We start from the raw sequence: 12,216 nt of genomic DNA, 5'->3' as shown, positions 1-12,216 counted from the left end.
TATTGAGTCGCCAGGCAACGCCGGGCGTTAGCTCACTGCGCCCGCCGTCTGACGCTCGCTTGCGTGATCCACCGTCATTGGCCAGCACGTGTGGCTCGTCGGCATCAAGCCGGGGTAGTTCAAGTCAACGCAACAGTTGACCGGGTGCAAAAACGCTCAGTTCGAGATAATTCTACTGCCGGCGTTGCCAGGAGCTCAAATCGCCCCCACTTGACGTCAATGCGGACGAAATTCCCGTGAACGCGGATTTCACCGCCCCCCGGCGGGCGAAAATGCTCTCGCCCTTGTTCGATCTGGCTGGCTCGCGCCTCGTACACTAGCTGACTTGTGGGACTCGGGAGACTGCATCCCCATCACTCTCCCGTATCCGAGACACGTCCCCACGCTTTGTCGACATCCGATCGCCTGCCGAACCTGGCCAGCGTTTTCACGGTGTTCGTATGACGAGCCAACCATTGAAAGTGGTGGGTGGCTATGTCCTACCAGAATACGTCTCGCCCGGTTACGATATGGCGGGAAACGGCGGCAAGCCATGAAGTTGGTTTCCATGCATTCCCGCTTGCGAGCTCAACAAGCCTCGTAAAGGATTCGACTCCGCGACCATTATCCCAGCCACGAACGAACTCTCCTCGCATATCGGGCAAAACGTTTGCAGGGTATACCAACGCCAAAAGCGGAGTGGAAGGCGAGCAGCGCGGGTCGAGTGAAGTTTGATATGGCAGAACGCCAAGGAGGGGAAAAAATCCTCACACCACTAGGGCAATGGTGTGAGGCAATGTAACACTTGGTAAGGAGCGAGACAGGCTGGAAGTTCCACGCTAAAAGCCTTCCACGCGTGAGCTGCCACCCACAAGTAACTCTTCCAGCCCGTCTCTAGATGCGATTAAACGATAGGTTAACGAAATTTTCTGTAGGGGAAACCTGAAAACTTTTGATAGCCGGCTACGTCATCGAGGTGCTGCCGAATCCGAAGGACTTAGGCCTGCCTCTGGAACAGGGGTGAGCAGTGGGAGCGACTCGCGCACTATACCGGCGGACGGCTTTGGCGCTAGAAGGCCGCAGGAGAATCCGAAACAAGGTGTTTCTTACGGCAAATTTCGTAGGTGGATTTACGCCAACTTTGATCGTAAATTCTAGCTGACAAAACCTATCAAAAGGTAGCAATGATGTATGCACACTATTTAATGCCTTTGTTCTAGCAATCTCGGGGGGCCGATTCGCTTCAGCATCGACCACGGTGAACATCGGTGTAACGGGACCATACCGCCGCCGGCTTGCGCTGTTTCGCTTGGGAACGGTGGCGTTGTCAGCCTAGGCGCTATCAATGGTTGGGATATTAACCAATAATATGACGGCTCTTGAATCTTCAAACGGCCACTGGAAATGTCAGCTGTGCTAGCGAGACCCTCGCAGCGATTAGGTTTTTGTCGATAACAGAGCTGGATCGGTATTACCGGAAAAATGCGCAGTGTTGATAATGGCTGCACATAGGTCCGCAACCAACTGCAGCAAATATTAAATGCCATTTTTTCATCTGCGGATGGGAGCAGGCATCATTCGAAAAAGAGGAAGCCGACAAAACGCCAAGAAGGGCACCCTCCATACCACCAGGGCAATGGTGTGAGGTAATGTGCTTACTTCATCGCCGCCGGTGGACGATTGGTAGCTTGGTAGCAAATCGTTCAGAAAAAAGCCCGCTCCGTTTGACCGGGGCGGGCTAAGTATTGGCCTGATGTAGACAGTACATATGATCAACACAGTGTAGGAGATGAACACCGTGCTGCTGTCCACCCAGTGGCGATTAAGTTCTTGATAAGGGGGGTGTATGTCGGTAATTCCCTCAACAGCTGAGGGATGTTTCTGAACAAAAAATCCCAGGGCACAAGCGCCCGTGTTCGAAGGAAGGAGAGAGATTGGGCTTGGCCACGCTCACTTTGATATACCTTTGACCTCCTGTTAGCGAATCGTGGTCAGGCAACGCTGGGGCGATACCTCACCGGGCCCGCCGCCTGTCGCTTGCCTACATGACCCCACCGTCCTTGACCCGCGTGTGCTCTCGTCGGCACCACGCCGGAGTAGAGACCTACAAATCAACGCAACGGTGGACCCGGGTGCAAAACGCTCAGTGCAACAGCCCTCTACTGCCGACATTGCCAGGAGCTCAATCGCGCGGGTGCAAATGCTCTGGGTTTGGTTCGTTTGGTTCGAACAGGTCCGGTTCATAACTCGAACACTGGCTGACTAACTAGGACGCGTGAGCGGCATCCTCCTACCAATCTACCCGTGATACGCCCACCGACACTTCGAGCGCCACGACCGGAACACAGAACATCTGCACAGACGCCAGCGACGCCTCCTCATCCAGGCGCTCGTTGGCCTTCGGTTGGGCTAGGTGTCGGCCGATGTCAGCGGCATCAAAAAACTGCTCCCAAGCGCTCCTGCAGATGAGAAGGCAACGGGTTCGCTGCTCCGCTCGCGACGCATGACGCCGCCAACGGAAAAGAGATCGTGAGAAGATGGGCGAACAAGAGGTCGCCTAAGTCATTGAACCCGCGGTCGGGCTTGCCAGGTGCTTCACGTTTCCCCTGTGTCCCGGCCGCAGTGTATGGAGCTGATCTGCGGTTGTTTGGCTGGCACAAAGAACGGGACACCAGATCAGGAGTTAGATCCTAACTTCGAGCAATAGATTGGCCAACCCCTCGGGCCCCGCTTGAACGGTGTGTCGGCACCCGAGGGTTAAAACATATGAAAAAAATGACGGCTTAACAAAGGGAAGCGCTCAATTTGCGTGCGACCTCTGGCGCTTCCGGGAGGGCGTTTGTCAGTGACCCTCGAAAGTACCGCACGGAACTCCAGCGTGGGCGCAGGTAAGGTCTCCGATGCTAAGGACCGATGACTTTCACCTGGATGTTGAAAAAGAGCCAGGCCAGTTTTGAGATAGGCCAGATGTGGCACCAAAAAGCTGGAACGATATTTCAACGCGCCCCCAAATACCGTGCACTGCGATGCCACATCCGGCATTGATTGACAGGTGGGGAAAGGCTTGGGACGAGGGCTTTCGCGCAGCGGTACGCGCGCTTGCACATGGCTTGACACTCGGGACACCCGCACGGTGGAAAAGGTCGAACCTTCAGTGCCGGATGGCTTCTCCCGATCAAGACCTCGGGCGACAGACAAGCCAACCACAACCTGCTCATGCGCGTGGAGTGCTCAGCGGCCACCGTTCGCTTGCATCGTGATCGGCAGGACAAGCGAACAGCAGGCAGAACCCGCCGCCCGTCCTCCCGGCAGGGTGGCGACATCGGCGATGGCCTCCGCCTGCCGACCGGTTAGCGCCATAAGGGGGCTCGACGTGGGGCTGCCATTGGGCCCGCGTCGGGAGCGTGAGGCGGCAATACTCAATCCCCTCCACTGACGCTGGCGATAGGGCGGGTCGCGCCTGGGTTTTCACGTTTGACTCTGCGCTGATTTTTGCGGCGGACGTTCGCGCCGCCCCCCCTTATGCCACCGCGGGCCGCGGCTTAGTTACCCAGCGTTACTTCTCGGCCATCAGCAAAGCGATACGTGCGGGGCTGCCACCCAAACACGAGCTTAGACGCATCGGCCCCCTTCAAGACCTTGTCACCCTCTAACTGTGCGTTGTAATCCAGGCGCCAGACTTGAGCAAGGACCTCGCCGGGCGACACGGCGGTCTCGGTCGAAACAAAGGATTGTTTCAGCTCCGTACCGGCTTGGTCGCGGATAAGGATGTCACCGCTAATGCCGACAATTTTTGTGTTGCTATTGTTGGTGAACGACATTCCGATGTTGAAATGACCCAGTTTTTTTTCTTCAGCATATTCAAACGAGTCTACGGCTGGCGAGAGCGCGGTCTGCATTTCCTCGAGCAACTTGGCGTTGGCGGCATCGGTCTGCTGTTTGTTCAAGGCGGCGGCCTCCTGTTCTTCTTGCTGACGATTCCATTGCGCTTGGTATTCAAGCGCCTGGCCGATGCTGACGGAATCCGGCACCGCTGCCCCTGCTGCACGAGCCGTTTCAGCCCGCATCAAATACTCGCCGATCAGCTTTCTATCCGGCTCGGTTAATTGTTGAATATTTCCTTGAAGCTGCGAGTCTTGTTTCCAATCGCCAGTCATTGAAAGTTTATAGTCCTTGGGGTCTGAGCAGGCGGCGAGCAACAGGCAAGCCACCACGGTGCTGAGTAGTTTAAATTGCATTGATATCCCCTACGCTCATGTGGGCGGACGCGGAACTGCGAACGCGAGAGCCCTCAATTTGCAGTTTTGCATGCAATTGTGTCTGTAGGGTTTTCCCGATTTGAGGCAACGGGGAAGGAGTAGCTGAGGGGGGCGAACGCCGACAGGATGCAGAATGCGCTTGGCTGCGTTCTCCCTGCGAACAACAACGCGCCACCTACGCCACGGTGGAGCCATACCGTCTTGCCTGGCAAGCCTTCAGCACTGAGCGCACTGAGCACCTGCCGCTCCCTCGCCATCTGATCCACGCGAAAGCGCCAGGTGAGCCAATGGACCTGCAGCGGTGTGCTGTAGGAATTTACTTCAAGAAATGACCAGTCCCGCCGTTATGGTGAATGTGCCTGGCCTTTCTGGCCAAGCCATTTGCCCGGCGAGGTTTACCCAGATGAAATATGGATATTTTTGTGCTTGCCTGTTCTTGCTTAGCCCGCTCACTCATGCGCTCGAACCGACCAATGCATCCATTCGTTTTGAAGGCATCGTGACAGATCCGTCGTGTCAGATTACGCCGGCAGCGCTGCGGGTGGATGTGCGAAGACCAGAGTTACCCATTCACTTATTCGAGTGCCGCACCTCAGTTCACGCCTCGTTAGGGACCTCAACGAATACTCAGCGTTATTTGAAAAACCAGGTGCTCCGATCAGACACCCTCATCGCCTTGCCGAAACCGAAGGTCGCGCGCGAAAACATGGTGCTGACGCTGGATTATTTTTGAGCAAGGTCAGTGGTGAATCGGCCCTAGCCGTCCAGGTCTAAGCCAGGACTGAGCGCGGCACTGCAGATGAGGGGAGCTTGACTTTGGAGAAGGTAGGCCAGGCCAGGCTCAACTCCCCGCAGACGCTGTCACCGAGTAACGTCGCTGACACCCCAGCAGGCCTTGTTCATCGGCCAAGGACCGGAGGTTGGGTTATTGCCTCATGGCACGGCTATAACGATCGCTAGAGACGGATGCCTGCGGTGATCATGGCCGCACTGGTGCCCAGCAACACCAGCTCGGCGGCCACCGGGCCGAAATGCGCCCCCAACGATGGAATGATCGCTGGGGCGACCCCAAAACGGTTTAGCGGAATCTTGTCCTTGTAGTCACCGTGGTACCCTTGGATCAACCCACCGCTTAATTTCAGGTACACCGGATAGGTGTCACTGTCGTAACGCTTTCCCGCATACAAGTAGAACGAACGCTGACTGAAAGAATTCTTGAACGTCGACGCACCAAACAGTCGACCTGAGACTTCGTTGCGTTCCACACCCACTAATTCCTGGGTGTTATTGTGATCGGGGTCAGGCGAATAATGTCGGGTGTAAAGGCTGGTTTGCAGGAACCAAAAGCCCTTGCTCGGTTGTTGTTGTTGTTGTTGTTGTTGTTGTTGTTGTTGTTGTTGTTGTTGTGGGTCCTGCGCGAATGTCGGCGCGGATAACACGCACAGCAATAGGCCCCAGACTCGTCGTCGGTAAATATTAGACATTTTTCGAACCACTCTGCATGCATCCAGCACCCACGCTTAAAAAGAGATTCCAGAGGTGGGCCCGTAATGGAGATATTGAGGACGGCTACTAGCGTCGCTTCCAAACTTTTAGCAGATTGCAGGCGCTGCCCAAAAACAATAATCATCAAATTTCGACATTATTTATCAACCGTCCCTCACGTGCCTCCCTGTCTAGAGCTCTGCATTTGCCCAGTGCGTTCTTTACCGCACAAATCCATATTGTGATCCATTGGCCGTCGATGAAGGTCGGAGGAAACGAGGATCAGGCGACCCACGCGTTCATCCCCTTAGCTACTGACTGGATTCGCATAATTGGTCTCGCCAGGTGGTGCCGAAAAACTGGACAATGGCAGACACCGCTTACTTCCGCGGTTGCCCAAAACGGTGAGCTTGGCGGTGCGACGCCGATGGAAACGTCGCACCGCCCCAGAACATGCAAGAGTAGTATTGAGTGGATTACCCCATTCCTTCGCAGGGCAGAGCCTCACCAACGGGTCAACGGCTTTGGTGCTGGTCCTACACGTCGCTTTCGAGTCATCGCATTGAGCAGGGCGAGCGCGTGGCTGGCGTCCAACCAGTCCAGTTCCGATAACACACCGGAAGTAGATGAAAGAGCGCCATTGCGGTCAGACGCCATCTGCGATTGCGGTGCGGCCTGGCTGCCAGCCGCCATTCCCTTATCGATGGTCACTGGCTCGATCCCTCAGCATGGAAATAGCTTCAAAATGCATCCGAAAGCCCAGGGCGCATGTCACCGTAAACACATCAGAAAAACTCGTATCGGCATGGATTGACAGCATGCGCAAAAGACTGGTGCGCCGGTTGCCGGAGGCCCGTGTGAGCTGCGTTAAATCTTTGTATCGGGCAATGTGACCCAGCGCACCTTCCAAAAGGTCTGGACCGCTAGGGCGAAGGCAGTTTTGCAAATGTATCGCCAGCTCTTCGTCCGTAATGGACCCGGCGAATGGATCGACGTCCACTTCCCCAATTCCTTGTATTTGATTCATAGCGACCTCCTAAGGAGCGCGTCTAATGCCTTTAAATTCGGGCCTTGCGCGCATTTCCAATGTAGTCCATCAATCAAAACTCAATGCATCCAATCAACTCTTCAGCATTTTGCTACAGCACCCGCATGCTGGCTTTATTTACCCGCAGTACGACGGCGGCACGCAGGCCTTTCACCGACATCGGATATCCTCATTTGGTCGGGTTAAACACTGCCCGGACCTACCGTTCGATAACAGGCGTCGTATAGCAATTTCAACGTCTGGCTATTTTTCGTCTGTAGGGTATTCCTTCTTTCTCGTGGCGCTAGGGTAGCGCCAAGCGCGGTAAAACATTTCGCTCGAACAAACAACGGCGACGGATTAGCGAAGCACTGTTGCCGCGCTCAAAACATTCTGTCGAATCGAGGCCTGGAAGTCTGAGCGACGACAGGGCGGTGGAACGGCTCGAAGTAGGAGGCCCGGCTATACGCTCCGAGCGACGTCCCGATCGATGGCCGTCGAACGGACTCGCGTGGTTTGCGGCATTTCCCTACAGTCGCCTGCCCAGCACTGGCATTAAATGCGCCTAAGATACGAGGAGAATTCGGCATCCTTCCAAGCCGACATTCATTTGTCCCCAATGGATTATTGGAGGTCCACTCATCGCCATGAGGCAAGGCTGCGCCCCCATGAAGATCCGATATTTCTAATAGGCCAAGGTCACGGACCCATGGCTGCGCATGTGAGCGCGTGTAACTTTTCCATCTAGAGCCCTTGGAGCAAACAAATGAAAACCGGCCTCACCCTCGTCGCAGCTTTTTGTGGCCTTTTTTCTGCCGCCCCTCAAGCGGCTCAAACAGTCGACCTCACCCTTATTGGCCAACTGGTTCCCGTGGCCTGTGATATCAATCTGCTTGGGGGGGCGGAAGTTGACTACAATACGATTCCTTTCTCCGCACTCAGCAGCACCAGTGCGACCCCCATTACCCCGAGCATGGGCGGATCCGACCCGATAAAAACCATGACGGTGATCTGTGACGCACCGGCGCAGTTTGCGGTCAAGCTATTGGATAACCGAGCCTCGTCAGTAAATCCCGTCGCGCTCACAGGCGGTCTACCCGCCGGCACCTCGAGCGCCCAACTCTTTGGCCTAGGCCAGGATGGGGCGTCCACCAATATTGGCGCCTATATCGTAACGGCCAAAAGCACTGACCTGAGCGTGGATGGGGCGGCTGGTAAGATGATCGTCAGCTCTGATGCCGGCATCACCTGGGTCGACTCGACTGCCGGTCAGTTGCTCAATACCAGCACCTGGCGTATGTCTTGGACGCCCGTGGCAGCCGCCGCAGCCCCCACGCCGGTGGCGACCGTGAGCCAGGGCCTGACCCTTTCGGCCGGCATCATCCCCACCGCCAACCTGAATACCAGCAACGCCATTCCACTCAATGGCCTGATGACCTTGGAAGTGATTTACCTTTAATGGGGATCCGGCTAAAACAGCCGCTGGCCATCAAGCGTTCGGCGATCAGACCTGCACAGGGGCCTACGAACAGTAAGGATTTCCTGACAGAAACTCACGACGCCTTACGTTCTAATAGGCTGGAGGTTGCTGGCAAAGCAACGCCCTCACACTCATCCTCCCCCAGTGTGGGCGCCAGTAACCTCATTTAAACGACCGTGCGCGCGGCAATTCCCCGTTATCCTCCACAAGCGCCATCCATGCAAGCCTCTATCGACCCACCGCAACCGCGACGTCTGGGCGGTGAAAGGGGCGTTAGTTGAATAGCGACGCTTTACCCCCGCTTACGCTGACCATCAGTCAAGCCGTACGTTCACGAAAAGGGGGCATTTTCGCCAGAAAAATCCGTAACACTGCCCATCGCGATAACCAACAGCGTTGCGCCGCGCAACAGCACCCATGGTATTAAGCGCCGATAGTTGGGTACCGCAGCGGCCCAGCATTAATCGTCGTAGTTCCTTAATATCGACTTTTCTGACAATGACTAACGAGAACTTCGTCACCCCGAGTTCGTATCGTTTGATGATCGGGTTGTTGCTGCCGTTGAGGGAGGGCATGTCCAGTTGTAATTTCTGACGTTGGCTTACAGAAACTAATGATCTTGGACCTTTGAAAATATGCTGTAACAACTGCAGGGTTGCTTTGCTCCAGAGTCAGGTTTATTAATTAAAGGGAGCGCAACTATAATAAAATTCGGCAGCGATTACTGAAAAAATTTCCAGTAAAGCTGCGAAACATAATGATTACGGCCATTAAAATTTCTGTGTAGGGGTGGTCGACCTAAGATTATTCCTACACCGCTTTATCAAGAACACTCCAAAACATTAAACCGCGCGGCGCTCGAATAGCGCCATTGACGAGCCCACGATGCTGAGCTCTACCCGGTCTAAAACAGCAGCGCCAGTTCGGCCATTCCCCTGGGGTCGCTTGATTTTTCCTGATTGCGCTGTCGCACCGACCCTCTTATTTTTTGAGAAAACCACAGCAATGAGTATCGAACTAATTGTAATGGCGCTCTTCCTCTCCATCATCGCGGTCTTATATTCCATCGTCGGCTGGCGGCGGATTATCCAATGCATGAGTTCGTGGTTTCAACAAGGCTATTGGACAGACTATAACGCTATCGAGTTTTTGGCCTGGATGGCCAAAGCCTTAGTCATTATTCCCGGTTTGGTACTTGGCAAGGAAATATGGGAACTCCATTTTTTGACGCTTCTCACCTCATCGCTCCTGATCTGGGTAAGCATGCGAAAAATGCTGCCCACGCTGTTAGTGTTTAACACGCTGTGGATTGCCATCAGCTCGACCATTGTCGTGCGCAACCTGCTGTAGTCCCTGTTTGCACGTAAACCATCACGGACATAATGAGTGCCCATTTAGGAGTTTTGCTATGCGCAGAGTATTCGCGGAAATAGATCGCCAGACTGAGAACCTTCGGTCGCATGAAGCGTTCTTAATGATAAGCGATCTTTCAAGTGCTGAAGCCGTTCAGACGTTAAAGGGCTGGGGGCCGTTGTTTGTGCATTTGACGATGACCTTCCGAGATATAAATTTGATGTACAACCTCTATCCGGACCCCGCGAACGATCTTGAACGCGCCATCAACGCCCATGCCGCTGTTGATGCGACCCACTGGGAGATGCTGGTAACCGACTTGAACGCCCTCGGCGTGAGCGACGACGTTAAAAGCTATAAAGATGCAATGACTATCCTATGGTCGCAACCAGGACGGCCGATTCGTGACTATATCTATTGGGTGCTGCACAGGGCTCAACGCTGCGGCAGTTCACCCCTGTTGAAACTAACCGCAATGGAGTCCTGTGAAGCCACCGTAAAGACTTTTCTCACGCATACACGCCCTGTCCGCGCGCTATTTGAATCGGCCACCGGTGCAAAATTAAACTATTTTGGTGAGGGCCATATTGACAGTGAGGTAGATAACGCCATCAATTTGTCAATTTTTCAAGAGGTCGAGCTGGACCCGCAGACGTTGACCTTGGCACTGTGGATAGTCAACGCGCATTTCGACGATTTCAAAGTCTTCATTGGACACTTGTCGGGCCATCCACCCGAGGCCCAACAATCATGAACATAGGCGTTATTGGCGCCGGCCCTTCAGGCCTATGTGCGGCGAAAGAAATCAAAGAACACAATCCGTTGTCGACCATCACGGTCCTCGAAAAATCCAGAGCCTTGGGAGGGCTATTTTCCAGCGCCTATAAAGGGCTAACCATGGTCAACAACCCTTTGCTGGTGGGTTTCAGCGATTTTCTTGCGGAAGAAGCAGTCGATGATTTACAGATGTGGTCGGCTGAGCAGTACGTGTCGTACCTAAAACGCTATGCAGAGGCCAATGGCATTACCGAGCTCATTCAATATAACAGCCTGGTTCAGTCCGCACGCCTCATCGAGGGCAAGTGGCAGGTGAATGTGCTGGCCCCGACCGGTGAAAACGTACTGGAGTTTGACTACCTAGTCCTGTGCTGCAGCGCTAATGGACAGGCCAATCTTCCCTCACTGCCTAACCAGGCGGATTTTTCGGGTAAGATTATCCATAGCAGTGAAGTGCACGATCCGGCCGATTTTGCAAACGTGAATGTCGTATTTTTAGGGCTCGGGGAAACCGCCTCAGACCTGAGCTATTGCGCCACTGCGTATGCTCGCAGTACCACAGTGTCAGTGCGACGCTGGCCAGGATACTTTATCCCTCGGTATCATGATGGACGGCCTACCGATATTGACACTTCCAAAATTTACCATTGCTTGCCCAAAACCATCGACAGCAGCCGATTGTCATGTCTTTTTAAATTAAAACGAAAATTTGAATTGTCGGCGATTCGCTCCGAGACCGATAAAGAAATTCAAGCGCAAATAGATCGATTAAACAGCCACTGGCCAGCGACACGTCACCTGGGCCCCTTTCGCCGGATCACCACCAAAAACTGCAGTTTCATCCGGGCGGTTCTAAACGGCTCGGCCACATTAAAGCCTGAAATTGTTGAGCTCAGCGCCAATGCCGTTCACTTCAGTGACGGCACCTCGGTGCCCGCCGATGTCATTGTGTGCTGCACCGGCTATAAACAAAATCATGCCTTTCTACCGCAAGAGATAAGGGATCAAGTTCTCTCGCCGAATGCGCTCTATCGCTATATCTTTTTACCCGGTCACGAAAAACATTTGGCCTTTATAGGCTATGTGCGTCCGGCGGTAGGTGCGGTACCCGTGCTGGCTGAGTTGCAAAGCAGACTGCTTGCCCTGTTCCTCAACGGCGGCATGACCCTGCCCAACAAGGAGGCGATGCACGGTTCAATTATACAGCAGCAGGCTTGCGCGCGGCATCAGTTCCCGGTTGACTTCCCACGAGTTGGACACATTATCGACTACTATTCCTACATGCACAGCTTGGCCAAAGCGATCGGCGTCATGCCCAAGCAATGGCCGTTGTTGATATTTGATCCGCGACTCTGGTTTAAGATAAATTTCTCATTCTTATGCCCTGGGATGTTTCGCCTGTACGGTCCTGGTGCCAAACCCGGTCACGTCAAACCAATTATTAAGCGGTTACCCACGATGCCGGCCATTGTTCTGCTCATCGAGGCGTTCACGTATCTGTCCTGTCGAGTGCTGTCCTTGCTAGGTTTTAAGCGCTTCAAGATCATTCGCTGAATAACGGTTTTATCCCTTAGGCGCGATCGTAAATGACAGGCGTTTTTATGCCGCATCACTCGGGGCGTGTCAGGTCACTGACTCTTTCGGGTCTCTAAGCGGCGATGATTGAAGGATTACCCTACATAAACACACCAGCGTTTGTTATTTAATGCTTGCCAGAGACAGTTGGCAGAGCGCCGTGAACGGAGGCGCTTCATGGGGATGATGCTGCATGCAGTACTGCCAATCTGTCTCCCTCCTTGCCCCTCGCGCCGGACTTCACGCTCTTCGATCCGCTCTTCACTGCGCATTAGCGCTCT

General features: G+C 54.1%; 8 protein-coding genes. 5 read left to right on the top strand and 3 right to left on the bottom strand.

Annotation, left to right across the window (positions count from 1 at the left end):
- Positions 1-3,521: 3,521 nt before the first annotated feature.
- Positions 3,522-4,217, bottom strand: coding sequence for a hypothetical protein (locus ACIPL2_RS09045; RefSeq protein WP_401355152.1), 696 nt, complete (start codon positions 4,215-4,217; stop codon positions 3,522-3,524).
- Positions 4,218-4,566: 349 nt separating this feature from the next.
- Between ACIPL2_RS09045 and ACIPL2_RS09040 the strand changes: the two genes are divergently transcribed.
- Positions 4,567-4,971, top strand: a complete 405-nt coding sequence (locus ACIPL2_RS09040) for a hypothetical protein (protein WP_401355150.1) — start codon at positions 4,567-4,569, stop codon at positions 4,969-4,971.
- Positions 4,972-5,194: 223 nt separating this feature from the next.
- Here the strand turns inward: ACIPL2_RS09040 and ACIPL2_RS09035 are convergent, their stop codons facing one another.
- Entirely contained in the window at positions 5,195-5,722 is a 528-nt protein-coding gene (locus ACIPL2_RS09035; RefSeq protein ID WP_401355147.1) for a sn-glycerol-3-phosphate transporter, read from the bottom strand.
- Between the two features lie 698 nt (positions 5,723-6,420).
- Positions 6,421-6,750 (bottom strand): addiction module antidote protein, encoded by a 330-nt coding sequence (locus ACIPL2_RS09030; RefSeq protein ID WP_401355145.1) that lies wholly within the window; start codon positions 6,748-6,750, stop codon positions 6,421-6,423.
- Between the two features lie 766 nt (positions 6,751-7,516).
- Here ACIPL2_RS09030 and ACIPL2_RS09025 point away from each other — a divergent pair.
- The 4 genes from ACIPL2_RS09025 to ACIPL2_RS09010 all read left to right on the top strand — a co-directional run bounded on the left by ACIPL2_RS09025 (position 7,517) and on the right by ACIPL2_RS09010 (position 11,914).
- Entirely contained in the window at positions 7,517-8,209 is a 693-nt protein-coding gene (locus ACIPL2_RS09025; protein ID WP_401355143.1) for a DUF1120 domain-containing protein, read from the top strand.
- Positions 8,210-9,115: 906 nt separating this feature from the next.
- The gene (locus ACIPL2_RS09020) at positions 9,116-9,580 is read left to right on the top strand and encodes a hypothetical protein (protein WP_401355140.1); all 465 of its coding nucleotides are present in this window, start codon (positions 9,116-9,118) and stop codon (positions 9,578-9,580) included.
- Positions 9,581-9,638: 58 nt separating this feature from the next.
- Positions 9,639-10,337, top strand: coding sequence for a hypothetical protein (locus ACIPL2_RS09015; RefSeq protein WP_401355137.1), 699 nt, complete (start codon positions 9,639-9,641; stop codon positions 10,335-10,337).
- Positions 10,334-11,914 (top strand): flavin-containing monooxygenase, encoded by a 1,581-nt coding sequence (locus tag ACIPL2_RS09010; protein WP_401355134.1) that lies wholly within the window; start codon positions 10,334-10,336, stop codon positions 11,912-11,914. The genes ACIPL2_RS09015 and ACIPL2_RS09010 overlap by 4 nt, the downstream gene beginning before the upstream one ends.
- The last annotated feature ends 302 nt before the right edge of the window (positions 11,915-12,216 follow it).

It is taken from the genome of Pseudomonas sp. NPDC086251, assembly GCF_044746405.1.
GTDB lineage: Bacteria > Pseudomonadota > Gammaproteobacteria > Pseudomonadales > Pseudomonadaceae > Aquipseudomonas.
This window is presented reverse-complemented; position numbering and strand designations above follow the sequence as displayed.

What these genes read in the sequence shown, in the direction of transcription:
- ACIPL2_RS09045 (WP_401355152.1), bottom strand. Translation starts at nt 4,217, where the DNA reads ATGCAATTTAAACTACTCAGCACCGTGGTGGCTTGCCTGTTGCTCGCC.
- ACIPL2_RS09040 (WP_401355150.1), top strand. Translation starts at nt 4,567, where the DNA reads ATGACCAGTCCCGCCGTTATGGTGAATGTGCCTGGCCTTTCTGGCCAA.
- ACIPL2_RS09035 (WP_401355147.1), bottom strand. Translation starts at nt 5,722, where the DNA reads ATGTCTAATATTTACCGACGACGAGTCTGGGGCCTATTGCTGTGCGTG.
- ACIPL2_RS09030 (WP_401355145.1), bottom strand. Translation starts at nt 6,750, where the DNA reads ATGAATCAAATACAAGGAATTGGGGAAGTGGACGTCGATCCATTCGCC.
- ACIPL2_RS09025 (WP_401355143.1), top strand. Translation starts at nt 7,517, where the DNA reads ATGAAAACCGGCCTCACCCTCGTCGCAGCTTTTTGTGGCCTTTTTTCT.
- ACIPL2_RS09020 (WP_401355140.1), top strand. Translation starts at nt 9,116, where the DNA reads ATGCTGAGCTCTACCCGGTCTAAAACAGCAGCGCCAGTTCGGCCATTC.
- ACIPL2_RS09015 (WP_401355137.1), top strand. Translation starts at nt 9,639, where the DNA reads ATGCGCAGAGTATTCGCGGAAATAGATCGCCAGACTGAGAACCTTCGG.
- ACIPL2_RS09010 (WP_401355134.1), top strand. Translation starts at nt 10,334, where the DNA reads ATGAACATAGGCGTTATTGGCGCCGGCCCTTCAGGCCTATGTGCGGCG.